The 25,645-nt window shown below is 66.3% G+C and carries 23 protein-coding genes; 14 read left to right on the top strand and 9 right to left on the bottom strand.

The window, feature by feature from the left end; translation table 11 throughout:
- Positions 1–49 precede the first annotated feature (49 nt).
- The 5 genes from BFD71_RS15335 to ggt all read left to right on the top strand — a co-directional run bounded on the left by BFD71_RS15335 (position 50) and on the right by ggt (position 4,966).
- Entirely contained in the window at positions 50–838 is a 789-nt protein-coding gene (locus BFD71_RS15335) for a GntR family transcriptional regulator (protein WP_218108658.1), read from the top strand.
- 62 nt (positions 839–900) lie between these two features.
- A complete protein-coding gene (locus tag BFD71_RS15330; protein ID WP_083245281.1) occupies positions 901–1,719 on the top strand; it encodes an ABC transporter substrate-binding protein in 819 nt (272 codons plus the stop codon).
- A 15-nt stretch (positions 1,720–1,734) separates the two neighbouring features.
- Entirely contained in the window at positions 1,735–2,502 is a 768-nt protein-coding gene (locus tag BFD71_RS15325; RefSeq protein WP_069265183.1) for an amino acid ABC transporter permease, read from the top strand.
- Between the two features lies 1 nt (position 2,503).
- Positions 2,504–3,304 carry an amino acid ABC transporter ATP-binding protein gene (locus BFD71_RS15320; protein WP_069265182.1) on the top strand — a complete coding sequence of 267 codons (801 nt, stop codon included), beginning with the start codon at positions 2,504–2,506 and terminating at the stop codon, positions 3,302–3,304.
- A 69-nt stretch (positions 3,305–3,373) separates the two neighbouring features.
- Positions 3,374–4,966, top strand: a complete 1,593-nt coding sequence (ggt, locus tag BFD71_RS15315; RefSeq protein ID WP_069265181.1) for a gamma-glutamyltransferase — start codon at positions 3,374–3,376, stop codon at positions 4,964–4,966.
- A gap of 45 nt (positions 4,967–5,011) precedes the next feature.
- On the opposite strand, the gene BFD71_RS15310 is transcribed toward ggt, so the two are convergent.
- Positions 5,012–5,458 (bottom strand): SRPBCC family protein, encoded by a 447-nt coding sequence (locus BFD71_RS15310; protein WP_069265180.1) that lies wholly within the window; start codon positions 5,456–5,458, stop codon positions 5,012–5,014.
- A gap of 160 nt (positions 5,459–5,618) precedes the next feature.
- On the opposite strand from BFD71_RS15310, the gene BFD71_RS15305 reads away from it, so the two are divergent.
- Positions 5,619–5,912 carry a hypothetical protein gene (locus BFD71_RS15305; RefSeq protein WP_069265179.1) on the top strand — a complete coding sequence of 98 codons (294 nt, stop codon included), beginning with the start codon at positions 5,619–5,621 and terminating at the stop codon, positions 5,910–5,912.
- 276 nt (positions 5,913–6,188) lie between these two features.
- Here the strand turns inward: BFD71_RS15305 and BFD71_RS15300 are convergent, their stop codons facing one another.
- Complete coding sequence (locus BFD71_RS15300; RefSeq protein ID WP_069265178.1) at positions 6,189–6,497, bottom strand: DUF4148 domain-containing protein; 309 nt, start codon at positions 6,495–6,497, stop codon at positions 6,189–6,191.
- Positions 6,498–6,770: 273 nt separating this feature from the next.
- On the opposite strand from BFD71_RS15300, the gene BFD71_RS15295 reads away from it, so the two are divergent.
- The 6 genes from BFD71_RS15295 (at position 6,771) to BFD71_RS15270 (ending at position 12,829) form a co-directional block, all read left to right on the top strand.
- The gene (locus tag BFD71_RS15295; protein ID WP_069265177.1) at positions 6,771–7,025 is read left to right on the top strand and encodes a BufA1 family periplasmic bufferin-type metallophore; all 255 of its coding nucleotides are present in this window, start codon (positions 6,771–6,773) and stop codon (positions 7,023–7,025) included.
- Positions 7,026–7,065: 40 nt separating this feature from the next.
- Positions 7,066–7,914, top strand: coding sequence for an MNIO family bufferin maturase (bufB, locus tag BFD71_RS15290; RefSeq protein ID WP_069265176.1), 849 nt, complete (start codon positions 7,066–7,068; stop codon positions 7,912–7,914).
- Positions 7,911–8,690: an HvfC/BufC N-terminal domain-containing protein gene (locus tag BFD71_RS15285; RefSeq protein WP_069265175.1), complete on the top strand. Its 780-nt coding sequence runs from the start codon at positions 7,911–7,913 to the stop codon at positions 8,688–8,690. Before bufB ends, BFD71_RS15285 begins: the two co-directional genes overlap by 4 nt.
- Positions 8,691–8,912: 222 nt before the next feature.
- Positions 8,913–10,427: a sensor domain-containing diguanylate cyclase gene (locus BFD71_RS15280; RefSeq protein ID WP_069265174.1), complete on the top strand. Its 1,515-nt coding sequence runs from the start codon at positions 8,913–8,915 to the stop codon at positions 10,425–10,427.
- Positions 10,428–10,517: 90 nt separating this feature from the next.
- Positions 10,518–11,153, top strand: coding sequence for a DUF2239 family protein (locus BFD71_RS15275; protein WP_069265173.1), 636 nt, complete (start codon positions 10,518–10,520; stop codon positions 11,151–11,153).
- Between the two features lie 371 nt (positions 11,154–11,524).
- Positions 11,525–12,829, top strand: a complete 1,305-nt coding sequence (locus tag BFD71_RS15270) for a solute carrier family 23 protein (RefSeq protein WP_069265172.1) — start codon at positions 11,525–11,527, stop codon at positions 12,827–12,829.
- Between the two features lie 83 nt (positions 12,830–12,912).
- On the opposite strand, the gene BFD71_RS15265 is transcribed toward BFD71_RS15270, so the two are convergent.
- Positions 12,913–14,580 carry a Na+/H+ antiporter gene (locus BFD71_RS15265; protein ID WP_069265171.1) on the bottom strand — a complete coding sequence of 556 codons (1,668 nt, stop codon included), beginning with the start codon at positions 14,578–14,580 and terminating at the stop codon, positions 12,913–12,915.
- Between the two features lie 525 nt (positions 14,581–15,105).
- On the opposite strand from BFD71_RS15265, the gene BFD71_RS15260 reads away from it, so the two are divergent.
- Together BFD71_RS15260 and BFD71_RS15255 are read left to right on the top strand one after the other, a co-directional pair.
- Complete coding sequence (locus BFD71_RS15260) at positions 15,106–16,371, top strand: EAL domain-containing protein (RefSeq protein ID WP_069265170.1); 1,266 nt, start codon at positions 15,106–15,108, stop codon at positions 16,369–16,371.
- Between the two features lie 48 nt (positions 16,372–16,419).
- Complete coding sequence (locus BFD71_RS15255) at positions 16,420–17,121, top strand: copper homeostasis protein CutC (protein WP_069265169.1); 702 nt, start codon at positions 16,420–16,422, stop codon at positions 17,119–17,121.
- A 61-nt stretch (positions 17,122–17,182) separates the two neighbouring features.
- On the opposite strand, the gene BFD71_RS15250 is transcribed toward BFD71_RS15255, so the two are convergent.
- The 6 genes from BFD71_RS15250 to BFD71_RS15225 form a co-directional block, all read right to left on the bottom strand.
- A complete protein-coding gene (locus BFD71_RS15250; protein WP_069265168.1) occupies positions 17,183–20,818 on the bottom strand; it encodes an indolepyruvate ferredoxin oxidoreductase family protein in 3,636 nt (1,211 codons plus the stop codon).
- A gap of 307 nt (positions 20,819–21,125) precedes the next feature.
- Entirely contained in the window at positions 21,126–22,064 is a 939-nt protein-coding gene (locus BFD71_RS15245; RefSeq protein WP_069265247.1) for an ion channel, read from the bottom strand.
- Positions 22,065–22,304: 240 nt separating this feature from the next.
- Positions 22,305–22,550: a hypothetical protein gene (locus BFD71_RS15240; protein WP_069265167.1), complete on the bottom strand. Its 246-nt coding sequence runs from the start codon at positions 22,548–22,550 to the stop codon at positions 22,305–22,307.
- 266 nt (positions 22,551–22,816) lie between these two features.
- Positions 22,817–23,038 carry a hypothetical protein gene (locus BFD71_RS15235; RefSeq protein ID WP_069265166.1) on the bottom strand — a complete coding sequence of 74 codons (222 nt, stop codon included), beginning with the start codon at positions 23,036–23,038 and terminating at the stop codon, positions 22,817–22,819.
- Positions 23,039–23,249: 211 nt separating this feature from the next.
- Positions 23,250–24,233, bottom strand: a complete 984-nt coding sequence (locus BFD71_RS15230; protein WP_069265165.1) for a carbohydrate kinase family protein — start codon at positions 24,231–24,233, stop codon at positions 23,250–23,252.
- 39 nt (positions 24,234–24,272) lie between these two features.
- On the bottom strand, positions 24,273–25,580 hold the full coding sequence (locus tag BFD71_RS15225; protein WP_141710687.1) for an AGE family epimerase/isomerase: 1,308 nt from the start codon (positions 25,578–25,580) through the stop codon (positions 24,273–24,275).
- Positions 25,581–25,645: the final 65 nt, after the last annotated feature.

Raw genomic sequence — 25,645 nt, 5'->3', positions numbered from 1 at the left:
AAGGCTCGTGGCCTTCACGCCTTCCACAGCCACAACCACCAAATCTTTTTTGAAAGACTGGATCCACAAATCCACTTGGAGTAATCTGCCCCAACGACTCAGCAACTGCAATGGCATCCTCCCGCACCGCACAAAACGGATCAAGCGCACAAAAATGCCTGCTACCAGTGTCCGCAACACCGCCGGCCTAGCCTTAACCGCCGAGGAAGAGGCCTACCGCTTCCTGCTGGAGGCCATCATCGAAGGCCGCTACGCGGCAGGCCAGCGCATCGTCGCCGAGACGGTTGCAGAAGAGCTTTCAATGAGCCGCATGCCTATCCGCGCGGCACTAAAAAGACTTCAAACCGAAGGCCTGATCATCCAGCGCCCCAACCGCGGCGCAATCGTCCGCGGCCTGACCGTGGAAGAAGTCCAGGACATCTTCGACATGCGCATCGCGCTCGAATGCCTGGCCATGCGCGTCGCCGCCCCCCGTTGCACTGAAGCGCATCTCACGAAGCTCCAACGCCTGCTGGAAGACATGGACGCCTGCGTAGGCGACACGGACACCTGGGTCCAACGCCACTGCGCGTTCCACGAATACCTGTGCGAAATCAGCGGCCGCACGCGCCTCTACCAGCAAATTCACTCGCTCTACACGCTGATCGAAGGCCCCATGCGCCTGTGGATCGAGCAGGCCACCTTCAGACGCAAACGCGCACGCGACGCCCACCAGATCCTCATCGACGCGCTGCGCACCCGCGACCCCGCGCAAGCCGAGCAAGCGCTGCGCGAGCACCTCGAATCAACCGTTCCCCAGATCATCAAGTTCCTCGAATCGCCCGCGTCACGAGCGTAACGCGTCGGCGTCCTAACTGTCGACGTACCTCACGCAGCTCACATTCAGCCAGGAGCCTCTCGATGTCAGCAAAACAGTTCAAGCGTCTTCGTCTCGCCGCCTGCGCAGGCTTTGCGCTCCTCGCGCAGGTTGTCGGCGTCTCCGCGGCGCAGGCCGCCGATCTGGGTCTCGTGAAAGGCGGCACGCTCACCTACTGTTCGAGCATGGATGCGCCGCCGCTCGCGTCCTACGACGAGAACCAGCAGCCGCGCGGCTTCTCCGTCGACGTGGCGCATGACGTCGCGAAGCAGCTCGGCAATCTCAAGGTCGAGTGGAAGGTCATGTCCTTCAGCGGGCAGATTCCGGCGCTGCAGGCGAAGCAATGCGATCTCGTGATCGGCCAGCTTTTCGACAAGCCCGAGCGCCGGCAGATCATCGACATCGTCGACTACATGTATTCGAGCCAGTCGATCATGGTGCCGCGCGGCAATCCGCATCACGTGCGCTCGCTCGACGACCTTTCTGGCATGAAGGTCGCGGTGCTCAACGGCACGACCATCAGCACGCTGCTCGACAAGGTAAACGAGAAGCTCAAGGCTGCGGGAAAGCCGCCCATGAACATCGTTGTCTATAGTTCGGATGCCGATGCATTTCAGGCCTTCCGTCTGAATCAGGTCGACGCCTACGGCACCACCTCGGAAAGCGCCGCGCACTTCCAGCAGGTCTCGGGCGACATGTTCGAGGAGGCGGTGCCCGGTTTCAATCGCATCGCGACCGGCATTGGCGCGCGCAAGGGCGAGCCGCTTTCGCCGGCCGTGGCGAAGGCCGTGGCCGATCTCGTGAAGAGCGATCGCTACGGCAAGATGCTCGCCACCTGGAAGCTCGAAAACGATCGCCTGTGAGCGTGGAGTGACGCCATGAATTTCAGTTGGGAAATCTTCCGGAAATTCCTGCTGGACCCAAGCCCGGCGTATCTGCACGGTTTGTGGCTCACGTTCTCGATCAGCGCCTGCGCGATCGCGTTCGGCGCCTCGCTCGGCCTGATTGTCGCGCTCATGCGGCTTTCGTCGAGTCTGCCCGTGCAGTATCTCGCGCGCGGCTATATCTGGGTCATGCGCGGCACGCCGTTGCTCATGCAGATCGTGTTCCTGTACACCGCGTTTGCCGCGGCGAACATCTTTCACTTTCACGATCTCGACTTCGGCATCATCTCGCTGCCCGGCAATATTCAGGCAGCCGTGCTTGCGCTCGGCATGAATTCGGCGGCCTATCAGGCGGAGATCATTCGCGCGGGTCTGAGTTCGGTGGATCGTGGGCAGTATGAAGCGTCGCGCTCGCTTGGCATGTCTTCCGTGCTGCTCATGCGCCGCGTCGTGCTGCCGCAAGCGTTCCGCGTGATCGTGCCGCCGCTCGGCAACGAGTTCAACGTCATGCTCAAGAACACCACGCTCGTGAGCGTGATCGGCGTGCCCGAACTGCTGCTTAGCACGCAGATGATCACCTCGGTGAACTTCCGCGTGTTCGAGCTATATCTCGTGCTCGGCATTTACTTCCTCGCGCTCACCACGCTTTGGGGTTTCGTGCAGCGGCGGCTCGAAGCCCACTTCGGCCGCGGCGAGGCGAAGCCGGCTGCGAATACGCGTCTGTTCGGCGCGCAAACGATGAAACTGCTGCGGGGGCGTTGACATGAACGAAGCACGCGAAATCGTCATCGAGGCGTCGGACATTCACAAGTCGTTCGGCTCGACCAAGGTGCTCAACGGCATTTCGTTGAGCGTCGCGAAGGGGGAAGTGGTGGTGCTGATCGGCTCGTCGGGGTCGGGCAAGACCACGTTCATCCGCTGCCTCAATCTGCTCGAGTCGTACGACAGCGGGCGGGTGCGCGTGAACGGCCATCTGCTCGGCTTTGTCGAACGCCCGAACGGCACGCTGGTGCGCGATTCGGCGCGTCAGCTCGCACGGCAGCGCCGCGATATCGGCATGGTGTTCCAGCGCTTCAATCTTTTTCCGCACATGACGGCGCTGGAGAACGTGATCGAGGCGCCTATCCATGTGCTGAAGATGCCGCGAGAAGAGGCGGTCAAGCAGGCAAAGGCGCTGATCGCCCGCGTGGGTCTTGCCGATCGCGCCGACCACTATCCGTCGCAGCTTTCCGGCGGCCAGCAGCAGCGCATCGCCATCGCCCGCGCGCTTGCCATGCAGCCGAAGGTGCTGCTCTTCGACGAGCCCACCAGCGCGCTCGATCCGGAAACGGTTGGCGAAGTGCTGCAGGTGATGAAGGAGCTTGCGGAAGACGGCATGACGATGGTCGTCGTCACGCACGAAATGGGCTTTGCTCGCGAGGTGGCCGATCGCGTGGTCGTGCTCGACCAGGGCGAGTTGATCGAAGAGGGGCCGCCCGAGCGTATTTTCACCGCGCCTTCGCATCCGCGTACGCAGACGTTCTTGAAGCGCACGTTGCGAACTGCCATGCCTGCTTCTGCATAGGCATGAGCTGCAATGCTGTGTCACGTGAAATAACACATCATCAGGATACCAAAAGAGGAGAACGCTTCGATGCGTAACTTCGAAACGCCGGGCCGCTCGCTCGTCATGGCTCGCAACGGCATGGCTGCGACTTCGCACCCGAGCGCGACGCTCGCCGCCGTCCAGATTCTCGCCGCCGGCGGCAACGCCATGGATGCCGCGATTGCCGCGTGCGCGGTGCAGTGCGTTGTCGAACCCGGCTCGACGGGCATAGGCGGCGACTGTTTCGCGCTCTATTCGCGCGGCGGCACCGATGACGTAGTCGCCTATGACGGCTCCGGCTGGGCCCCCGCGGCCGCGAGCGCCGAGCGTCTGCGCGCCATGGGCGTGGAAGCCATCGCGCGTCATTCGCCGCACGCGGTCACGGTGCCGGGCGCGGTGGATGCATGGACCACGCTCCATCGCGATCACGGCCAGTTGCCGCTGCGCGACGTATTCGCTCCGGCCATCCGTTTCGCTGAAGAAGGCTACGCCGTCGCGCCGCGCACCGCGCACGACTGGGCGGCAGAAGTGGAAACGCTCTCGCGCGACGCCGTAGCGCGCACCACCATGCTCGTGGATGGCGCTGCGCCGCGAGCCGGCTCGACGCACCGTCAACCGCGCCTCGCGAACACGCTGCGCGCCATCGCCGAATCGGGCCGCGACGCGTTCTACCGCGGCGCCATCGCGGCCGATCTCGTCGCGCAGCTTCAGGCGCACGGCGGCTTGCACACGCTGGACGATTTCGCCGAATTCCGCGGCGAATACGTCACGCCGATCCGCGCGAAATTCCGCGGATACGACGTGATCGAATGTCCGCCGGCAGGGCAGGGCGTCATCGCGCTGCTGTTGTTGCGTCTGCTCGACAAATACGACGCCGAAGGCAGCCCGCTCGACGCCGATCGTCTACATCGCGAGATCGAGGCGGCGAAGCTCGCCTACGCCGTACGCGACGCCGTGCTGGGCGACCCGCGCCATGGCGGCGTCGATGTCGAGCGCCTGCTATCCGACGACTATGTGGACGAACTCCGCAGCCGCATCGACCTCGAAAGCGTTCTGGACCCGGCCGCCGCGCCCAGCCAGGTCGAGCACCGCGACACGGTCTACATCACCGTCGTCGATCGCAACCGCAACTGCGTGAGCTTCATCAATTCGTTGTTCTATCCATTTGGCAGCGGGCTGATGGGCAAGGAATCCGGCGTGATGCTGCACAACCGCGGCATGAGTTTCTCGGTCGCGCCAGGACACCCCAACGCGATTGCGCCGCACAAGCGTCCGATGCACACCATCATTCCCGGGATGGTCACGCGTGACGGCCGCGTGCAGATGAGTTTCGGCGTGATGGGCGGCCACTATCAGGCCATGGGCCATGCGCACTTCCTCTCGAAGGTGCTGCATTACGGCCTCGACATGCAGGCGGCGATGGATCTGCCGCGTGTCTTTCCGCGCCCTGGCACGGGCACCGTGGAAATCGAATCGACCCTGCCCGCCAACGCGCGCGCGGTGCTCGCGGATCGCGGCTTCAAGCTCGTGCCCGCTGCCGGGCCGATTGGCGGTTCGCAGGCGATCCGCATCGACTGGGAGCGGGGCGTGTTGACCGGCGCGTCCGATCATCGCAAGGACGGCTGCGCGCTCGGGTATTGAGGCAGCACACGGTCGGAAAGAAGGGGCGCGAGCGCCCCTTTTTCTTTACTGCTGGATTTCGGCTTCGACGAGCTTCGCGAGCAACGCCAGCGACTCCTGCCAGCCCAGATAACACGCCTCGACTGGAATGATCTCCGGTATGCCTTCCTGCACGACGGTCATTTCCGCGCCGAAGAACACGGCGCGCAGCTCCACGGTCGTCTGCATGGTGCCGGACAGGTGCTGATCCTCGAACACACCGGTGTATCGCAAACGCTCGTTCGGCACGAGCTCGAGATATTCGCCGCCGAACGAATGACCGTGGCCGGCCGTGAAATTCTTGAACGACATCCGGTAGCGGCCGCCGACTTTCGCGTCGAGTTCATGAACCGTGCAGGTGAAGCCGTTGGGCGGCAGCCATTTCACGACTGCGCTCGCATCGAGAAAGGCGCGATAGATGCGCTCGGGCGGCGCGCGCAGCACACGATGCAGGCGGACGGTGTTCGATGCCATGTCTAAGCTCCAAGGGTGGTGGATCGCCCTGCAATAGTAGGCCACCCGCCCGGGACCCATCGCCTAAACTTCCCAATACCGAATCAATACCGAACACCTGGCCGCATACCCATCGGCCGGATAGCCCGTAGCCGCTAACCCGCGGCACCCGGAGGTCACCATGAGCGCTCAACCGCTTGCGATGCATGAGGTCGACTACGAAGGCTTCGAGATTCACGTCAGCGCCACGCCAGCCGAGGAAGGCGCGAACCGCTACACCTACACGGCCTACGTTTGCCATCCCGGCGCGAATCCCGCGAAGCCGGGCCATACGGTCACGTATCACGCGGATGGCGACGAAACCTGGCGCAGCGAGCAGGATGCCATCGAAGAGGCGGTGCACGTCGGCCGCAGCATCATCGACGGCACGCACCCCGATCTTTCCGTGCTCTCGCTCGTGACCCACGGCTTCTAGGGCCCCGCGAGTGAGCCGCCTTCGCGCGCGGCCCGCGCTAATAAAGCGGGCCGCATGTGTCGCGAAAGAGAAGGAGGAAAAAGGCCCGGACCGCAGTCCGGGCAAAGCCACCGGATTTCCGGCGGCGGAGGTTTTCGTGGGCGTGCCGCTTATTTCTGCCGCGCGCATTGCACGCGCGGCGCAGAAATGAACGGCGGGCCCGCTGTCTCCCAATCGGGAGCGCGGGCCCGCCAGGCGTTGCTCGCGTAGTGCGCCGGCACTACGTGTGAGCCGCGATTACTGGCCGAAGTAGGTCGGCTTGATGTTCGGTGCGCGGGTGCCGGTTTGGGCGCTGCCGTTCGTCGATGCGCCGTAGGCCGTGGCTTCTGCAGCGCCGTTCTGCTGGGCGACGCGCGCCTCGGCAGCCTGCAGGTCTTCCGGATAGTACGGGCTCGACAGGTTCGGGCGGTAGCCGGCCTTTTCCAGCTGGACCAGTTCGGCGCGAACTTGAGCGCGCGTCACGGGAGCTTGCTCGGCTTGTGCGAACGACAGGGCCGGAGCGGCGAGGACGGTAGCGGCGAGTGCAGCAGCAATCAGATTCTTCATGGTAACAACCTCCGAAAATTATGTTGTCGATCCGTAACAATCGTGCTGTTCGAACCGTTGATGACACTTTATTGCAGCGCACTTCAAAGAAAAATACCGCAGTCCAGCAAACATCATTACCGAGATTGCAATAATTCCGCCGATCAGCGGCGCTTCGACCGGGCTGGTCGCGCTCTGGTGAGGCAAAATAGGGCACCCAGGGCCGGGCGTTGCGACGGCTGCGCAGCCGATCGCTTGCTGCGAAACCCATTTCGAAGTTCAAGGAGAAACGCGATGAAGAACTCTCTCGGCCGCCAGGCGCTGATCGCCGCCGCGCTCGCGGGGCTTGCGACGGCCGGCGCGGGCGTGGCCCGCGCGGACGACACCGTGAATTGCTACGGCGTCGCCAAGGCCGGCCAGAACGATTGTTCGAGCAAGACCGGCGTGCACGACTGCGCGGGTCAGGCCAAGGTCGACCATGACAAAGGCGACTTCAAGACCATGCCGAAGGGCACGTGCGAGAAGCTTGGCGGCACGGCCGAAAAATGAGCCTCGCGGCTGAGGCGGCGCGCAAGGCGGGACGCGCGAGATGAGCGCGCCAGGCGCACTCAGTGGCGTGGGCATTGGCCTGCGTCACGCGCACTACGAGGCCTTCATGGCCGGGCCTCCTGCGGTCGACTGGATCGAAGTCCACAGCGAGAACTACTTCGGCGAAGGCGGCTACGACCTGCACGTGCTCGAAACGGTGCGCCGCGATTTGCCGGTGAGCCTGCACGGCGTGGGGCTGGGGCTCGGCTCTGCCGCGCCGCTCGATACGGCGCATCTCGCGAGGCTCGCGCGGCTCGTGGAGCGCATCGACCCCGCTGTGGTTTCCGAGCATTTATGCTGGGGCGCGAGCGCGCAAGGCGCGCTGCACGATCTGCTGCCGATGCCGCTCACGCAAGCCTCGCTCGATCACATGAGCGCGCGCGTCTCGCAGATGCAGGACGCGCTGCGTCGCACCGTGCTGATCGAAAATGTTTCGACCTACGTACGATTTCGGGGCGATACCTGGAGCGAGGCGGAATTCCTCGCGACGCTCGCGCAGCGCACGGGCTGTGGCGTGCTGCTCGACGTGAACAATCTGTACGTGAATCAATGCAACCACGGTGAAAATGCACTGGCGGCCATGGCCGCACTGCCGCCGCAGATCGTCGGCGAAATCCATCTGGCAGGGCATCGCGCGACGCCCGCCGCCGTGATCGACGATCACGGTTCGCGCGTCGCGCCGGCGGTCTGGGCGCTGTACGAGGCCGCGCTCGAACGCTTTGGCGCGACGCCCACGCTCATCGAGTGGGACACGGCGGTGCCGGCGCTCGAGGTGCTGCTCGACGAGGCGCGTCTCGCGCGCGAACGCTGCGCGAAACATGCGCGTCAAGCATCGGAGCTGCGCTCATGACCGTGCACAACGCGCTGGAAGCGACGCAACAAGCTTTCGCCGCCGCACTGGACGATCCCGCCGCCGATGCGGCGCTCGCCCACGAACTGCTTCCCGCCGATGCCGCGCTGCTGCACGAGCGCATGGGCCTGTATCGCGGCAATGGGCGGGCGGCGCGGCGGCTTGCGCTTGCGAACGCGTATCCGGTGCTCGCGGCCCTGTCTGGCGAGGCCTGGTTCGATGCGCTCGCGCTAGCCTACGCGCGCGCGCATCCTTCTCGCGATGCCGATCTGAACCGCTTCGGCGCGCGACTGCCCGAATTCGTCGAGCGCTACGAGACCGACATACGTTATGCGTATTTCGGCGACGTCGCGCGGCTCGAATGGGCGCTGCACGCCGCCAGTTACGCAGCGAACGCCACGCCACTTAACGCGCAGCAATGGCAAGCGCTCGGCGCGGAGCGTCTGGCGCAGGCGCGTCTCGCGGTGCATCCCGCCTGCGCCGCGCTCGCGTTACGCTTCGATGCCGTGGCGATCTGGCGGGCGCACCAGCCGGGCGGCGTCTGGCCTGAGCGTGTGGACATGCCGTCGTGGACGCTCGTGGTCCGGCCGCAATGGCGGCCCACGCCGCTCGTGCACACGCATGCCGCCCACGCGGCCTTTGTGGCGTTGCGCGACGGCGCCACGCTCGACGATGCGCTTGCCCAAGCCTTCGACATCGACCCGGCTTTCGACTTCGGCGGCCAGTGGCGAGCATGGATCGAGGCGCGCGCAATCGTCGGCGTGCACGACGACTGACCCTGCAGCATGACAAGCGCAAACGGACTCACACGATAAAGCAGAGGAATCCAAACTAACAAACCGCACGGCACTCGAAGCGCACTTTATTCAGGAGAATGGGGCGCTCGACCGGACTTGCCCGCATAGCCACGACTCACATGGCATGCGAGGATGAATGCATACGCACAGCAAGCGCCCGGCAACCGGCGCTGCTGCAAGGCCAGCCCCCGAAGGCCCGAGATGATGATCCGCCGACCGAACGCCGTGCTTGCCATCGGCATCGCGCTGGCCGCAGTGCTGACGCTGATCGCCGCGTGGGTCATGGCGCAGATGCGGCACGACGCGCTCGCGAGCGCCCGCGCTTCCGCCTCCAATATGGCGCTGCTTTTCGAGCGCGACACGGCGCGCAATTTCGACGTCTACAACCTTTCGCTGCAGGCCGTCATCGACGCCATCGACGATCCGCGTCTCGCCTCGCTGCCCCCCGACATTCGCCAGAACGTGCTGTTCGATCGCTCGGCCACGGCGAAGAATCTCGGCGCGATCTTCGTGACCAACGCAGTGGGCGACGTGGTGTTCGATTCGCGCGCGGTGCCGCCGCGCTCGCTCAATGTGGCCGACCGCGACTATTTCATCGCGCAGCGCGACTCGCCGCACGTGGGCCTCTTTCTGAGCCACCCGTTCATTCCACGCGACGGACCGGCCAACGCGACCATCGGATTGAGCCGCCGTCTCTCGAACCCCGACGGCTCGTTCGCGGGCGTGGTGGTGGGCACGATGCGGCTCGATTATTTCCGGCAATTGTTCAGCGGCGTGGACATCGGCACGAACGGCGCGCTGGCGCTCACGCTCGCCGATGGCACGCTGCTCATGCGCCGCCCGTACGCTCCCGATCTGATCGGCAAGAGCGTTGCGGAATCCGCGCTCTTCCAGCGGTTCCAGCGATCCCAGGCTAGCGGTTTCTTCTCGCTCGGTCCGGTCGACCGCGTGCGGCGCTGGTTCGCGCTGCGGCGCGTGGAGGGTTACCCACTCGTGTTCAGCGTCGCGGTCGCGGCGGACGACATCTATCGCGAATGGCGCGTGCGCGCCTGGATCATCGGCACGCTCACGGCGGTGCTCGACGTCTCGCTGATCGCGCTCGCGTTGATGTTCACGCGCCAGTTGCGCCAGCGCGGCGCAGTGGAGGCGGAGTTGCGCGCGCAGGCGGGCACGGACGCGCTCACGTCGCTCGCGAACCGGCGCGCCTTCGAAACCCGCGCGGACCACGAATGGGCGCGCGCACGCCGCTCGGGCAGCCCGCTCGCGCTCGTGCTGCTCGATGTGGACCGCTTCAAGCTCTACAACGACCGCTACGGTCACCTCGCGGGCGACGACGCGCTCGCGGCCGTCGCCCACGCGATCGGCGCACACGCACGCCGCGCGGCGGACTGTGCGGCGCGCTACGGCGGCGAAGAATTCGTGCTGGTGCTGCCCGACACGGGCGAGGCCCAGGCGCTCGCCCTGGCCGAGAAGGTGCGCGCCGCGATCGAGGCGCTGGCGCTGCCGCATGCCGACAGCCCGAACGGTGTGCTCACGGTGAGCGTGGGCGTGGCCTGCACGACGCAAAGCGCGTTTGCCGACTGGCGCGCGCTGACCGATGCCGCCGACGCAGCGCTTTACACCGCCAAGCGCTCGGGCCGCAACCGCGTGGCGGCATGGCTGCCCGCCACGACCGACGACGCGCGCGGCGCGGATCTAAGAGGCCGCTCCGGCTGACCGTCATCAAATTTTACCCGGATGATATTGCACCACCAAATTTACCCGGGTAATATTCGCCCATCATTGGATACCAGGAAGGAGAACACCATGGTGGTGGCGAACGGCTGTACGGCTTTTGCGGGCACGCGCCTGATCGCGCGCGGCGCACCGCTTCAGGTGGCGCTGGCGGTCAAGGCGGAGCTTGAACGTGAAGGGAACGAAAACGGAAACGAAGACGGCGCAACGGTGCTGGTCTTCGACGACCGCGACGCACGTCCGGTCGAATTCGATCTGCGCGGCACGAATAAGGACATCGAGGCGCGCATCGTCGCACAGGCCAGTCGCGAGCAAGGCGCAACCGCGCCGGACGTCATCGACGAAGCCGCCCCGGACGACGCCCCGCGCGGCCGCGGCCGCCCGAAGCTCGGCGTGGTGGCGCGCGAGGTGACGCTGTTGCCGCGCCACTGGGACTGGCTCGGCGCGCAGCCCGGCGGGGCCTCGGTGGTGTTGCGCCGGCTCGTGGATGCCGCGCGCCACACGAGCGAGGCACGCGAACGCGTGCGCGCGGCCCAGGAAGCCGCGCATCGCTTCATGACTGCACTGGCCGGCAATCTGCCGAATTACGAGGAGGCGTTGCGCGCGCTGTACGCGGGCGAGCGTAGCCGCTTCGAAGCGGCGAATGCGCCTTGGCCGGAAGACGTGCGCGATTACGCGCGGGAACTCGCGGAATCCGCATTCGCCTGAACGCGCGAAGGGCTCCGATCGTGTGGGCAAAAAAAGCCGCTCCAGCGGGGAACTGGAGCGGGGAAGTCGGAGAGTTTGCTGCTTGCCAACACTGCATGAACTCTCGTGAGGGTCACGCAGCAAGGACAGTCTAGATCCGGCATCCCACCCCTAATATAGGATGAGTCTGAAACTCCATTCGGTGCTGACTTCACGGCTCGGGTCGACGGCCGCCGGGAGTGTTTCGGATGCCCGACATCCGGCTTGCCACGCTGATTGCGGCTCCGTACACTCCCGCCTGACCTGCATCAAGGGCCGCCGTTGCTTCGATGCGTGCGCGCCAACAATCAAAACCACAACCAGACCGCAAATCACGCCGACAAGAGGAACCCATGTCCGACTCCTATTTCCCCCGCTGGCGCGCGCAGACGGGTGACGCCCGCAGCGTCGTGGCTCCCGACGAGCGCCTGCCCTGGCCGCAGATGTTCGCCATGGGCGTGCAGCACGTCGTCGCGATGTTCGGCTCGACCGTGCTTGCGCCGCTGCTCATGGGCTTCGATCCGAACCTGTGCATTTTCATGTCGGGTGTCGGCACACTGCTGTTCTTCGTCGTGGTGGGCGGGCGCGTGCCGAGCTATCTCGGTTCGAGCTTCGCGTTCATCGGTCTCGTGATTGCTGTCACGGGCTACGGCGGCCAGGGACCCAATCCCAACATTCCGGTCGCGCTCGGCGGCATCATCGCGTGCGGCGTGGCTTATACGCTGATCGGCCTGCTCGTCTCGGCCGTCGGCACCAAATGGATCGAAACGCTCATGCCGCCGGTGGTGACCGGCGCGATCGTCTGCGTGATCGGGCTGAATCTCGCGCCCATCGCAGTGAAGGGCGTGAGCGGTTCGATCTTCGACTCGTGGATGGCGATCGTCACCGTGCTCTGCGTGGGCGGCGTGGCCGTGTTCACGCGCGGCATGCTGCAGCGTCTGCTGATTCTCGTCGGCCTGTTGATCGCCTATGTGATCTACGCGATCGTCACGAACGGCATGGGCCTGGGCAAGCCGATCGACTTCTCGATCGTCGCGAACGCCGCCTGGTTCGGTATGCCGAAGTTCACCGCGCCGGTGTTCGACCCGCACGCCATGGCGCTGCTCGTGCCGATCGCCGTGATTCTGGTGGCGGAGAACCTCGGCCACATCAAGGCGGTTTCCGCGATGACGGGCTACAACCTCGACCGCTATGTGGGCCGCGCGTTCATCGGCGACGGCCTTGCCACGGTCGTCTCGGGATTCGCGGGAGGCACCGGTGTCACGACCTACGCGGAAAACATCGGCGTGATGGCCGTGACGAAAATCTACTCGACGCTCGTGTTCGTGATCGCCGCGCTCATCGCGCTCGTGCTCGGCTTCTCGCCGAAGTTCGGCGCCGTCATTCAGACGATTCCCGGCCCGGTGCTGGGCGGCGTCTCGATCGTCGTGTTCGGTCTGATCGCCGTGACGGGCGCGCGTATCTGGGTCGTCAACAAGGTGGACTTCTCGGACAACCGCAATCTCATCGTCGCCGCGGTCGCGCTCGTGCTCGGCGCGGGCGACTTCTCCCTCAAGCTCGGCGGCTTCGGGCTGGGCGGCATCGGCACCGCCACGTTCGGCGCGATCATTCTCTACGCGTTGCTGCGTCGCAAGCCGGCGCAGGAAGCGGCGGTTTAAGCCTCACCGTGACATGCGGCGCCGGTCCTCGGCGCCGCGTTTTCCTCTCTCCCGTTTTTTCCCGCTCTGCGCGAGGCGCCCCCTCAGTTGCGATTGCGCCCGCGCGTCGTCATCGCCGTCTCCGAAAGATCGACTTCGCGCATCAGCTTCGCGAGCGTCTCGTCGTTGATCTGCATCTGGTTGCGCAGCTTGAGCAGCGTCGCGCGTTCGGCGCGCATGCCGGCGAGGCGCATTTCCATTTCCAGCGCATCCGAGCGGCGCGCGTTCGCGCTGCGGTCGCGGTCGGCGTCGAGCGAGGCGAGGCGGCGGCGATAGGCGTCCATTACGCGCGCGGTCGTGTCGGCGGCGTAGGCGGCCTGCGATTCGTCGAGATCCTCGCTGACCTTTTCGTGCACCGCATCCACGGCGCGGATGGCCGCCTGCGCAGCCTGGATGCGCGCCGCGCGCTCCTCGGCCGCGTGCGGTCCCTGCGCGCCGCGCCGCACGCCGCGCAGCAGGAGCGGCAGGCCGACGATCGCCACCAGCAGCGAGGCGAGGATCACGCCCGTCGCGATGAAAATGGCGCTGTCGCGACCGGGCAGCGGGCTGCCGTTGGCGAGCGCCACGGGCAGCGAGAGCACGCCCGCAAGCGTCACCGCGCCGCGCACGCCCGCGACCGTGGTGATCGCCACGGTGCGCAGGCCCGGTACCGCGTTCGCCACGCCGTGACGCGCGGCGCCGCGGCTCGCCACCCAGCGCAGCAGCCACACCCAGCCGAAGCGCATGGCGTAGAGCGCCGCAAGCACGGCGGCGATATAGCCGATGAGGCGCAGCATCTGCACGTTGCTCGTGTGGTGCGCGTCGAGCAGCGCCTTGCCGAGAATGCCCGGGAACTGCAGGCCGAGCAGCGTGAACACCATGCCGTTGAAGACGAATTCGATCATCGACCAGGTGCTCGTGGCGCGCACGCGTGTCGACACCGGTCCTTTGTGCGCGACGCTCGTGAAGTTCATCGTCATGCCGGCGGAAACGGCCGCGAGCACGCCCGACACTTCGAGGTGCTCGGCGAACAGATACGCCGCGAACGGAATCAGCAAGGTGAGCACGACGCCGGGCGCGGGGTCGCCCTCTTCGGTCGTGTTGAGAAAGCGCGCCGACACGAAGCTGAAGAGCCAGCCGATCGCCGCCCCAAGCGCCAGACCGCCCGCCGCGATCACGACGAAGCTGAGCGCCGCCGCGCGCAGCGAAAAGTAGCCGGTGAGCGCGGCCGCCACGGCGAACTTGAGCGCGACGAGGCCCGAGGCGTCGTTCATCAGCGCTTCGCCTTCGAGGATGTGCATGAGCTGCGCGGGAATGCGGTCCTTGCCGGCGATGCCCGCGAGCGCGACGGCGTCGGTGGGCGAAAGCACGGCGGCGAGCGCGAACGCCACGGGCAGCGAGATCTGCGGCACGAGCCAGTGCACGAAATAGCCCACGGCGACGACTGTCAGCAGCACGAGCCCGAGCGCGAGCATGAGGATCGCGCGGCGCTGCAAGAAGAACTCGCGTTTAGGCATGCGCCAGCCATCCGCGAACAGCAGCGGCGGAATGAACAGCGCCATGAAGATGTCGGGATCGAACGTGACGTGCGGATTCACGAGCGGAAACGTGAGCAACGCGCCGATGCCGATCTGCACGAGCGGCAGCGGAAGCTTGAGTGGCACGGTGCGCGCGAGGATGCCGGACACGGCAACGGCGAGCAGCAGAATGAGAACGGTGAAGAGAATGTCCATCGAAAAACGTAGCGGGGGCCAAACGGGACCCAACGAGGCCAAACGAGGCCAAACGGGACCAGGGGGAAGCGTGGAAGAGGGGACGACGCCTCTTTTCACGCGCGGTGCGGCACGGCGTTCTGGCGCGCATTAGAGGAGGGCGCGCCGGTCGAGGGACAGTGTAGCCTGACGCGTCTGTAAGCCGCCGCGAAGCGCGCAGGGCGAACGCGTGGCAAGCCCGATATGTGCCAAAAATGCGGCAATTTGTCCGCCCTGTGTGCGCCACCACCGAAGCAAAGGCGCGTGGAAAGGCGCACGATATCGGTGCGCCGTGCGATGTCTCGCGCGGTGCACGGCGTGCCCCTTCGCGGCGCACGCGATGGGCGCGAACGCAATTCGCGATGCGTGCCAGATCGCAGTGCGAGCGAGCACGGACCTTGCTTAACCCCTCCTGTGACGCAACGAAAATCAGGCTATGGAGGACGAGCGCGGGCCGTGCAGAGGCTGTGCGGACTGCAGCGTCCTTCCTACGCGCTAGAGGATGGCATGATCACAGAGCAACAGGACAAAACAGCCGTGACCCCTCACGGCTTCGATCTCAGCGTCACTTCGGGGCTGCAGCGCTACAGCGCACACCATGGCGACCTCACGCTCACGAGCGTGTTCCAGCCGGTGTTCAGCCTCTCGCACATGCGTGCGGTGGGCTACGAAGGGCTGCTGCGCGCGCACGATCCGCTCGACCGCCCGGTTTCGCCGCTCGACGTGTTCGGCGACGCCGCGCGCGTGGGCGAAGCGCTGCTGGTGGACCGGCTCGCCCAGGGGCTGCATCTGGAGAACTTCGCGCTGCTCGGCGCGGAGCGCGAGTGGCTCTTTCTCAACGTGCATCCGGGCACGCTGATCGAGGCGTATCACTCGGCGGCGCTGCTCGCGAACCTGCGGCGGCTGAACATCGCGCCGCGGCGCGTCGTGCTCGAGGTGCTGGAAGACGACGCGACCGATCTCGACGCCCTCGCGCAGGCCGTGGCGACGTTTCGCGAGCGCGGCTTTCTCGTGGCGCTCGACGACTTCGGCGCGGGCAACGTCGATATCGGCCGCGTGTGGCAGCTCAATCCCGACATCGTGAAGCTCGACCGCATCATGCTCATGCACGCGCAGCATCGCGCCGACATGGCCGCGACGCTGCCCGCGCTCGTGGCGCTGTTGCACGACGCGGGCAAGCTCGTGCTGATCGAGGGCGTGGAGACGGAACACGAGGCGCAGCTCGCGCTCGCGTGCAACGCGGATTTCGTGCAGGGCTTCTTCTTCGCGCGGCCCGCGCCCGGACTCGCCGACGCCGCCCAGGCGCAAGCCGTGATCGCCGAGGCGACCGAGCGTTTTCGTCAGCAGACCGAAACGCGCGAGCGCGGCGAGACGAATCGCCTCGTGCCTTATCTGCGTGCGTTCGAGCGCGCGGCCGAACGGCTTTCGGCCGGCGAATCGATGGAGGAGGTGTGCTGGAACTTCCTCGCGCTCGATCATGCGGCGCGCTGCTATCTGCTCGATTCGAACGGCCGGCAGGCGGGCCGCAACGTGGTGCTGCGCGTCGACCGCGCGGAGCGCGATGCGCGCTTTTTGCCGCTCGAGGACGCGCAAGGCGCGAGCTGGCTGCGCAGGCCGTACTTCCGCACGGCGCTCGTCACGCCGGGGCGCGTGCACGTGACCGGACCGTATCTATCGATCAACGAGGCGCTGCCGTGCCTGACGCTGTCGATGGCGGTGCAGGTGGGCGAGCGCCTGTGCGTGCTGTGCGGCGACATCGACTGGTTCGAGTAGGCGTGCATCTGCGATCATGTCGTGTTTCTCACGACATGGCGCGCAAACATGCCACATGAACGGGTACTGCTGGAGGTCATCGCGACCACCGTCGCCGATGCGCAAGCCGCCGAGCGCGGCGGCGCGGATCGTCTCGAACTCGTGACCGCAATTGGCGAGGGCGGCCTCACGCCGAGCATCGGCATGATCGAAGCCGTGGTCGCGGCGGTGGCGATTCCCGTGAACGTGATCGTGCGGCCGCACAGCCGCGCGTTCATTTACGATTCGAACGATTACGCGGTGATGCTGCGCGACGTGCGCGCCGCGAAGCTCGCGGGCGCGCATGCGGCCGTGATCGGCATGCTCACGCCTTCGCATGAAGTCGATCGCGAAGGACTGCAGCGCGCGATCGACGCCGCCGACGGCATGTCGCTCACGTTTCATCGCGCGTTCGACGAAGCGCGCGATCTGCAGGAGGCGTTCGACGTGCTGCTCGGTTTCGACGCCGTGACGGACGTCCTCACCTCGGGCGGCAAGCCTTCGGTGCTTGACGCGCCGGCGCAGATCGCAACGCTCGTGCAGCGCGCGGCGCACACGCATTGCACGGTGCTGGCGGGCGCGGGACTCACGCTCGACCGCGTGGCGCAATTCGTAAGTTCGACGCGGGTACGCGCGGTTCACTTCGGCTCGGGCGTGCGCATCGACGGCAAGGGACTCGCTCCCGTCGACGAAAACAAGGTGCGGCGCGCGCGGAACCTGCTCGACGCCTGACCCATAAAAAAAGCGCGCGCCATTCAGATGAACGGCGCGCGCCTGCCGGCTTCACTTCACCTTATTTCGCCACGACCACCGGAATGCCGCGCAATGCGCCGGCGCCCTTGAACGACGCGAGGGCTTCCTGGACCGCCGCGCTCGTCTTCACGTCGATGGCAAGGCGCGCCGCCAGTTCGCGCTCGCTGCGTTTGACCGCCGCGAGGTTCGCCAGCTTGACGTGCCCATAGCCACGCACACGTTGATGCAGAGTCGCGAGCTTGGCGATGTCGTCGGCGTTTTCGGCGGTGAGGCTCGCGAACGCACCGCGCAGCGTCGCCTCGTAGTCACCGGCGAGGGCGCGCTCCATGCGGCGCTCCAGTGTCTTGCCGAACGGATCGAGCCACGTGCCGCGCACGCTGCGGCCCTTCTTCAGCAGCCCAAACGCACTCCACATCCACTGGCCGAACTGCATCTTGCGCGGAGGCTGGCCGTTCTTTTCACGCGCGATGAGCGGCGGCGCGAGGTTGAACTTCACGGTGAAGTCGCTGCCCGCCGTGCCCTCGAACTGCGCTTCGAGCGCGGCGCGCAACGCCGGGTCGGCGTGCAGGCGCGCGACTTCGTATTCGTCCTTCACCGCAAGCAGCCGATAGAACGTGGTCGCGACGGCGCGCGCGAGCGTTTTCTCCGCACTCTTGTCGGCGCTGCGTGCGGCATCGACCAGCGCGCGATAGCGCTTCACGTAGCTCGCGCCGCCATAAGCGAGCAGACGCGCTTCGCGGTCGGCGATCAGTTCGTCGAGCGTTTGCGTGAGCTTGCGCGCCGTGGCTTTCGCGGCGGCTGCACGTTGCGTGTCGAGCGCTTCGAGCGCAGCGGGATCGGCGGCGGCCATGCGGCCGATGGAGAACGCGAACAGGTTCGCCTGCACGGCCACGTTGTTCAGCTCGATGGCGCGCGTGAGCGCTGCGAGCGAAACCGGCACGAGGCCAAGTTGCCACGCGAAGCCGAGCATCACGATGTTGGCGCCGATCGTGTCGCCGAGATAACGCTGCGCAAGCGCCTGCGCGTCGCATGCGGAGAGCGGATCCTGTGCGTTCGAAGCGCCGCCCGTCGCCGCGTGCCGCATCTTCGCGAGCAGCGCGTCGGCGTGCAGGTTCGCTTCGGGGTTCTGCACGAACGACGCGTTCGGAATCTCATGCGTGTTCACGACGATGCGCGTGCGGTCGTGCCGCACGGTTTGCAGCGCATCGGCGCTCGCGCCCACCACCATGTCGCAGGCGAGCAGCAGGTCGGCCTGCTGCGTGTCGATGCGCACCTGGTTGAGCAGCGCGTCGGTGGCCGCGAAGCGCACGAACGAGAGCACCGAGCCGCCCTTCTGTGCGAAGCCCATGAAGTCGAGCACCGAAGCGCTCTTGCCTTCCAGATGCGCGGCCATGCTGATGAGCGCGCCCACGGTCACGACTCCGGTGCCGCCCACGCCCGTCACGAGGATGTCGTAGGGCGCGTTGTCGAGATGCGTGGCCGGCATGGGCAGCGCATTCACGCGCGCGGCGAGCGCCTGCGGATCGAACGCGGCGCCCGCGGCCTTCTTGAGCTTGCCGCCCTCGACGGTCACGAAGCTCGGGCAGAAGCCGTTCACGCACGAATAGTCCTTGTTGCACGACGACTGGTCGATGCGGCGCTTGCGGCCCAGTTCCGTTTCCACGGGCTCAACTGAAAGGCAATTCGACTGCACGCCGCAATCGCCGCAGCCTTCGCACACTTCCTCGTTGATGAAGAGACGCCTGTCCGGGTCGGGGAATTCGCCCTTCTTGCGGCGGCGGCGCTTTTCGGCGGCGCAGGTCTGGTCGTAGATCAGCACGGTCACGCCCGGCGTTTCGCGCAGTTCGCGCTGCACCGTATCGAGTTCGCTGCGGTGATGGAACGTCGTGCCCTTCGGGAACAGGCCGTGATGACCGTCGTACTTCTCGGGCTCGTCGCTCACCACCACGAAGCGCGAGACGCCTTCGGCTTCCACCTGGCGTGCGATCTGCGGCACGGAAATGCTGCCGTCCACGGGCTGGCCGCCCGTCATCGCCACGGCGTCGTTGTAGAGGATCTTGTAGGTGATGTTGGTCTTCGCCGCGACTGCCTGGCGAATCGCAAGGATGCCTGAGTGAAAGTAGGTGCCGTCGCCGAGATTCTGGAACACGTGCGGCATCTTCGTGAACATCGAGTGCGCGGCCCAGTCCACGCCTTCGCCGCCCATCTGGATCAGGCCCGTGGTGTCGCGCTCCATCCACGAAGCCATGAAGTGGCAGCCAATACCGGCCTGCGCGATCGAGCCTTCGGGCACCTTGGTCGACGTGTTGTGCGGGCAGCCCGAGCAGAAGTAGGGCGTGCGGCGCACGGCGTCGGCGGCGTTCGAGAGGATTTGCGGCGCGACGAGATCGACCACGCGCTCGCGGCGGTCGAGCGCCGGACGGTGCTTCGCGAGCCACGCGGCGAACACGGGCAGGATGCGCGAGGGACGTAGCTCGCCCAGTTCCGAGAGCAGCAGCGTGCCGTCTTCGGCGTGCTTGCCGATCACGGTGGGGCGCGCGCCTTCCTTGCGGTTGTAGAGGTAGTCCTTGATCTGCTGCTCGATCACCGGCCCCTTCTCTTCGATCACGAGCACGTCGGTGAGGCCCGCGACGAACGCGTCGATACGCGACATCTCCAGCGGGAACGACAGGCCCACCTTGTAGATGCGCACGCCCGCGCGATCGAGGTCGTCGACGGTGAGATCGAGACGGCGCAGCGTTTCCATCAGATCCAGGTGCGCCTTGCCGCAGGTGACGATCCCCACGTTCGCGTGCGGGCTCGGCGCGATCCACTTGTCGATGCTGTTCATGCGCGCGAAGTGGCGCACGGCGTCGAGCTTGGCGGCGAGGCGCTGCTCGATGGCGAGACTCGGCAGATCGGGCCAGCGGTTGTGCAGGCCGCCCGGCGGCGGCGTGAAGCCCGCAGTTGCCAAATCGGGTGCTTGCCAGTCGGTTTTGATGGCATCGAGATCGACGGTCGAGCCCGACTCCACCGTCTCCGAAATCGCCTTGTAGCCCACCCACGCGCCCGAGTAGCGCGAGAGCGCCCAGCCATACAGGCCGAATTCGAGCATGTCCGCGATGTTCGACGGATTCACGACAGGCATGTGCCACGCCATCAACGCGAAGTCGCTCTGATGCGGCATGGACGACGACACGCAGCCGTGGTCGTCGCCGGCCACCACGAGCACGCCGCCGTGCGGCGACGAGCCGTAGGCGTTGCCGTGCTTGAGCGCGTCGCCGGCGCGATCGACGCCCGGGCCCTTGCCGTACCACATCGCGAACACGCCTTCGACGGTGCGCTCCGGGTCCGCTTCCACGCGCTGCGTGCCGAGCACGGCGGTGCCGCCCAACTCCTCGTTGATGGCGGGCAGGAAGCGCACGTCGGCGGCTTCGAGCAGTTTCTTCGCCTTCCACGCCTGCTGATCGACCATGCCGAGCGGCGAGCCGCGATAGCCGCTGATGAAGCCCGCGGTGTTCAGGCCATGCGCGCGGTCGAGTGCGCGCTGCATGAGCGCGAGGCGGATCAGCGCCTGGGTGCCGGTCAGGAAGATGCGGCCGCGCGTGGCGGTGAGGTTGTCGGTGAGCTTGTAATCAGCGAGGGGCGGCGTATCAAGCGGCGAGGACGTGTCGCCGAACGCGGGGCGCGCGGTCATTGGGGGAGTCTCCATATATCGACCGCAGTGAGCGCTTCAGCTGTCGCCCGGAGTTAGTGCTTCAGCACTTACTCCGGGCCCATGCAGAGCACTTGCTGCGATCTCATGCTTAGCTTTGCTGTCGTGCGCCCTCCGAGGAGAGCGGCGAAAGAGACTCTATTTTTTCTCGCCAATGACGGAAATTTTTTGCTAACTCTCCGGCGCTGCCGCCTATTCGCGCGAGAGCCTGCCCGCGCCGGGCGAATTTGGAGAGAGATTTTCCCTGCGCGGCCGCGATCCCGCCCGGATCGGCCTTCGGGACAATCCGTCAGATCGTCCGCGGTGCGTAGGGTTTCGCGCGATCGAACGGCACGACATCGTGAAAGTGCGTGTAGTCCATCGTGCTCACGCCGTCCGCGTCGCTCATCAGGTCGACGTAGCGGTAGTCCCAGCGGATCTGGCGGTCCGACCAGCTAAAGCGCGCCTGCATGGTCTGCGCGGTCGATTCGTCGGAGCCCTCGATCACGACATGCAGCGTACCGTGCTGCTCGGCCAGCATCTCGGGTGTGACGCCGTAGAGCGGGCTCGACTCGTCGATCACGTGCATGAGATTCCAGCCCAGCGTGAAGAGCGGATGCTGGTCGCGCACGAGCTTGAGGTCGTGGATGCGCCGCGCGCGAAAGCCGTCCGACGAGGTTTCGATGCGGATGAGCCGCAGCTTGGCGCCCGCTTCGGCGATCACGTTCTGGCGGGCGTTCGCCGCGCGCGCCATCAGCGTCATGCGGCCTTCGATGGGGTGCACCACCACCTGGCTCGCGAACATGATCTTGGCGCGCGGGCGCGAGAAGCGCGCGAACACGAGGCCGGTCGCCAATGCGATGCCCGACATGCCGACGAAGATTTCGAACGTGGCGACGATATGCGCGTAGAGCGTTTGCGGATGCATGTCGCCGTAGCCGACGGTGGCGAGCGTCTCCACGCTGAAGAAGAACGCGCCGAGGAAGCCCCTTGGATACTGGTTGGCGATGGGTGCGGCGCCGAGCTGGTAGAGGCACGCGAACACGCCGTTCATGAGCAGGAAGAGGGCCGCGAGCGACGCAAAGAAGGTGGGCCAGCGCATGGTGAGCGCCGTGTGATAGAAGTCGCCCCAGGTCTGCGGCATGCCGTAGACGAGCACCTCGCGCGTGCCGATCATCAGCTTGCGCGGCGTGCCGCGTCTGGCTTTTTTCCTGGGACCCGCGGGCGTTTCGGCCTTGCAGGCGTCCATGTCCACGCCGGGCGAAGCCCCGGATGCCGAATCGGCTTGCTGGGCTGCTTCCTGGTTGGCGAAGCGCTCCGGCGTCTCGGGCGTCATGATGGTCCCTGCGGATCTGAAGTAAGGAGAAGAGCGTAGCAATGCCGCAGGGACAGGACAAGCGGGCACGCGCCGACGGGCGCTGGCAGGGCGCAGGGCTAGCGCGACGAGAGCAGCAGCGAGACGCGGCAGGAACGGCGTCGAACGAAAGGCTTACGGAAAGCCATGCGGCTTCGGAATGCCCGCGCCATGTTCGATATCGGCGATGGCCTGGCGGCGCGCGGCGTCCACGGCGAGCGTCGCCGCGTCGAATCCCGAGTTGCCGCCGACCGTGACCCACGGCTGCACGGCCTTGTCGCGATGCGTGATCTGATACTCGGCGTCCCAGCGAGCGCCCTGCAGTTCGAGCGGATGCACGTGGATGGCGTAGACGCCGTATAGAAAGAGCTGTTCGGACATGGCTAACCTCCTGTCGACCAGAGTTAGCGCTTGAGCTGTCGGCCGGAGTTAGTGCTTCAGCACTTACTCCGGGCCCATGCAACGCCTTTACTCTGGTCCCATGCACAGCTGTCGACCAGAGTTGGCGCTTTAGCTGTCGGCCGGAGTTAGTGCTTCAGCACTTACTCCGGGCCCATGCAACGCCCTCACTCTGGCCCCATGCAGAGCCCCCGTCTCTTGCAGCGCTGCCGGCAGTCCCCGAGCGGGCCCTGAGCTCACCGGGCGACTTACAGCTCGAGTTCGCCGAGAATGCGATGCGCCAGCGCCTTGGCTTCTTCGAGAGCTTCTTCCGGCGTGCCCGATGCGGCTTCGACTTCATACACCGCGTTTTCGAGTTCCTCGCCGTCGTCGCGCGCCAGGGAGACCAGGCCCTGGTACTGGCCGGCGTTCATGGGCCGCACTGTGGCGACGGCCGTGTAGATCCCCTTGGTGTAGCTGACGTCTTCCATAACGTGCTCCTCGTGGAAGGAAACTCCCCTCGACGGGTCACAGTGGATGAAGGCGCGCAAGCGTCGCGCCTGACCCGCAACAAGAGGGAGATTCCATGCTAGCACGTTGCCCGCGGGGCTGCGGGACACGCATATGACGACGGCGCGGCGCTTTCGTGTCAGCCCCGCGCCGTGTCCGGGCGGCGCGCCAGACTGCGCGCCGCGGGCGCCTTCAGTCGGCGAGCAGCGCGACGACTTCGTCGAGCGTCGGCGAATGCGCGCCGGGCCGGCGGCACGCGGCCGCGCCCGCGGCGAGCGCGAAGGCGAGATGCTGGCGCCAGTTGCGCTGCGGCGCGCTCATGAGGCTGAACAGCAGTCCGCCGATGGACGCGTCGCCGGCACCCACCGTATCGGCCACTTCGACGCGCGGCGGCGCCGCCTCGATCACCTCGGTGCCCACATAGAGCGTGGCCGCCTGCGCGCCGCGCGTGACGAGCAGCGTGGCGGCCGGATTGAGCGCGCGCACGGCGTCGATGGCGTCGGCCTCGCTCTTGCCGGCGAACAGCATGCGCAGGTCTTCGTCGGAGACCTTGATGAGATCGGCGAGCGCGGCCATGCGGCGAAGGATCGGCTCGTAGCCGTGCGCCATGAGGTTGCGGTAGTTCGGATCGAAGCTGATCTTCACGCCGGCCGCGCGCAGCTCGGCGGCGAGCGTGGCGAGCGTTTCGCCGAGCGGCTGCCGCACGAGGCTGATGCAGCCGAAGTGCGCCCACTTCGCATGCGCGCGCCAGCCTTCGGGCAGCTTCGCGGGATCGAAGGCGAGGTCGGCGCTGTGCTCGCCGATGAAGTAGTACGCGGGCGGATGCGTCTGATGCACGATCGCGAGCAGCGGCGCGCGCTCCACGCGCTGCATGAAACGCATGTCGAGACCGGCGGCCACGCTTGCGTTCCAGAGCTCGTCCGAGAAGTTGTCGACGCCGAGCGCCCCCACGCTCGCCGTGGGCAGCCCGAGGCGCGCGACCGCGCGCGCGACGTTCCAGCCCGCGCCGCCAGGATGCGCGCGCCAGTGCGAGTCCATGCCCGGTGCGCCGGGCTGCGACGTGTGCGGCGTGCCCTCGGGCGCGGGAGTGCGCACGAGATCGGTGAGGATGTCGCCGGCCGAGATGAAGGCCGGGAAGCCGGACGAAAAGTCCGGGCCGGTGCTGCAGGTGCTCATCGTCGTGTTCCTCTCTCTAGTTCTGGCCGCTCGTGCCCGTCATGCGTTCGCGCCACCGGCGTCGGCGGCGGTCGCTTCCTCGCGGCCGATGACCGGCGCCATGCCGCGTCCGGGCAGCGCGTTCAGCGCTTCGTAGCACGCGCCCATCGTGTGATAGTCGGTCTTGCCGGCGGGACTCTTCTCGTCACTGTACTTACGGTTGTCGCAGGTGAGGATGCGATACCACGCACCGTAACGATGATCGACGAAATTCGCCCAGCTGTAGCGCCAGATTTCGTCGTACCAGTCCCAGAATCGCTCGTTGCCGGTGCGCTTGCCGAGCAGCGCCGCCGTGGCGAAGGTTTCCGCCTGCACCCAGAAGTACTTGTCGTGATCGCACACGGTGCCGTCCGGACCGAAGCCGTAGTAGAGGCCGCCGTGATCGTTGTCCCAGGCGTGCGCCATGGCGGCGTCGAACAGTTCGATCGCGCGCGGCAGCAGCCAGGGCAGCGGCCGGTGCCGTTCGAGCAGCAAGAGCAGCTTCGCCCACTCCGTTTGATGGCCCGGCTGGAAGCCCCACGGGCGGAAGATGTTCGAGCTGTCTTCCTCGTTGTAGTGCCAGTCCACCGACCAGTCCGCGTGAAAGTGCTCCCACACGAGCCCTTGCGAGAGCTTCGCCTGGCGCAGCGTGATGTTCGAGGCGACGCGCTCGGCGCGGTCGAGATAGACGAGATGGCCCGTCGCTTCGTAGGCCGCGAGCAGCGCCTCGGTCGTGTGCATGTTGGCGTTCTGGCCGCGATAGCCCGAGACGATCCAGTCGGCGCTCGCCTCGTCGGCGTAGAGGCCCGCCGCGCCGTCCCAGAAGCGGTGTTCCATCAGATCGAAGGTCGCGCCGATCATCGGCCGCGCTTCCTCGATGCCGGCCATCGCCGCATGCGCGTAAGCGAGCAGTACGAACGCGAGGCCGTAGCAGTGGCGCGTGGCGTCGAGCACGCGCTTCTTGCCGTCGCGCCAGTCGATCTCCCAGTCGTAGCCCTGCAGATGCGGGTCCCAGTGGCCCTCGCGCAGGAACTGCAGGCCGTGGCGCGCGTATTCGAGGTGCTGCGGATCGCCGAACTCGCGATACGCCATCGCGTAGTTGAAGACGTACCGGCAGCTGCTCACGAGGTGCCGCGAGTGCGCGTTGTAGATCGAGCCGTCGTCGCGGAAGTAGTGGAAGAAGCCGCCCGAGGGATCGAGCACGTTCGGCGCGTAAAAGCGCAGCGTGTCCTGCACGTGGCCGAGCAGGAAGCCGCGGTCGCGAAAGCTCGCGACGCCCGGTACGGCGACGGGGTTTGCGGTGGCGGGAGTGGCGGTGTCGGCGGTCATCGTCATGGCTTTCTCTTCTGTCCTGGACGTCAGCGTATTTTCGATCTGTGTTCAGCGTGTTTTCG

It is taken from the genome of Paraburkholderia nodosa (genome assembly GCF_001718195.1).
Classification (GTDB): domain Bacteria; phylum Pseudomonadota; class Gammaproteobacteria; order Burkholderiales; family Burkholderiaceae; genus Paraburkholderia; species Paraburkholderia nodosa_A.
Note: the sequence above shows the minus strand (reverse complement) of the source record. Positions and strands in the feature narration are given on the sequence as shown.

What these genes read in the sequence shown, in the direction of transcription:
- BFD71_RS15330 (WP_083245281.1), top strand. Translation starts at nt 901, where the DNA reads ATGTCAGCAAAACAGTTCAAGCGTCTTCGTCTCGCCGCCTGCGCAGGC.
- BFD71_RS15325 (WP_069265183.1), top strand. Translation starts at nt 1,735, where the DNA reads ATGAATTTCAGTTGGGAAATCTTCCGGAAATTCCTGCTGGACCCAAGC.
- BFD71_RS15320 (WP_069265182.1), top strand. Translation starts at nt 2,504, where the DNA reads ATGAACGAAGCACGCGAAATCGTCATCGAGGCGTCGGACATTCACAAG.
- ggt (WP_069265181.1), top strand. Translation starts at nt 3,374, where the DNA reads ATGCGTAACTTCGAAACGCCGGGCCGCTCGCTCGTCATGGCTCGCAAC.
- BFD71_RS15310 (WP_069265180.1), bottom strand. Translation starts at nt 5,458, where the DNA reads ATGGCATCGAACACCGTCCGCCTGCATCGTGTGCTGCGCGCGCCGCCC.
- BFD71_RS15305 (WP_069265179.1), top strand. Translation starts at nt 5,619, where the DNA reads ATGAGCGCTCAACCGCTTGCGATGCATGAGGTCGACTACGAAGGCTTC.
- BFD71_RS15300 (WP_069265178.1), bottom strand. Translation starts at nt 6,497, where the DNA reads ATGAAGAATCTGATTGCTGCTGCACTCGCCGCTACCGTCCTCGCCGCT.
- BFD71_RS15295 (WP_069265177.1), top strand. Translation starts at nt 6,771, where the DNA reads ATGAAGAACTCTCTCGGCCGCCAGGCGCTGATCGCCGCCGCGCTCGCG.
- bufB (WP_069265176.1), top strand. Translation starts at nt 7,066, where the DNA reads ATGAGCGCGCCAGGCGCACTCAGTGGCGTGGGCATTGGCCTGCGTCAC.
- BFD71_RS15285 (WP_069265175.1), top strand. Translation starts at nt 7,911, where the DNA reads ATGACCGTGCACAACGCGCTGGAAGCGACGCAACAAGCTTTCGCCGCC.
- BFD71_RS15280 (WP_069265174.1), top strand. Translation starts at nt 8,913, where the DNA reads ATGATGATCCGCCGACCGAACGCCGTGCTTGCCATCGGCATCGCGCTG.
- BFD71_RS15275 (WP_069265173.1), top strand. Translation starts at nt 10,518, where the DNA reads ATGGTGGTGGCGAACGGCTGTACGGCTTTTGCGGGCACGCGCCTGATC.
- BFD71_RS15270 (WP_069265172.1), top strand. Translation starts at nt 11,525, where the DNA reads ATGTCCGACTCCTATTTCCCCCGCTGGCGCGCGCAGACGGGTGACGCC.
- BFD71_RS15265 (WP_069265171.1), bottom strand. Translation starts at nt 14,580, where the DNA reads ATGGACATTCTCTTCACCGTTCTCATTCTGCTGCTCGCCGTTGCCGTG.
- BFD71_RS15260 (WP_069265170.1), top strand. Translation starts at nt 15,106, where the DNA reads ATGATCACAGAGCAACAGGACAAAACAGCCGTGACCCCTCACGGCTTC.
- BFD71_RS15255 (WP_069265169.1), top strand. Translation starts at nt 16,420, where the DNA reads ATGCCACATGAACGGGTACTGCTGGAGGTCATCGCGACCACCGTCGCC.
- BFD71_RS15250 (WP_069265168.1), bottom strand. Translation starts at nt 20,818, where the DNA reads ATGACCGCGCGCCCCGCGTTCGGCGACACGTCCTCGCCGCTTGATACG.
- BFD71_RS15245 (WP_069265247.1), bottom strand. Translation starts at nt 22,064, where the DNA reads ATGGACGCCTGCAAGGCCGAAACGCCCGCGGGTCCCAGGAAAAAAGCC.
- BFD71_RS15240 (WP_069265167.1), bottom strand. Translation starts at nt 22,550, where the DNA reads ATGTCCGAACAGCTCTTTCTATACGGCGTCTACGCCATCCACGTGCAT.
- BFD71_RS15235 (WP_069265166.1), bottom strand. Translation starts at nt 23,038, where the DNA reads ATGGAAGACGTCAGCTACACCAAGGGGATCTACACGGCCGTCGCCACA.
- BFD71_RS15230 (WP_069265165.1), bottom strand. Translation starts at nt 24,233, where the DNA reads ATGAGCACCTGCAGCACCGGCCCGGACTTTTCGTCCGGCTTCCCGGCC.
- BFD71_RS15225 (WP_141710687.1), bottom strand. Translation starts at nt 25,580, where the DNA reads ATGACCGCCGACACCGCCACTCCCGCCACCGCAAACCCCGTCGCCGTA.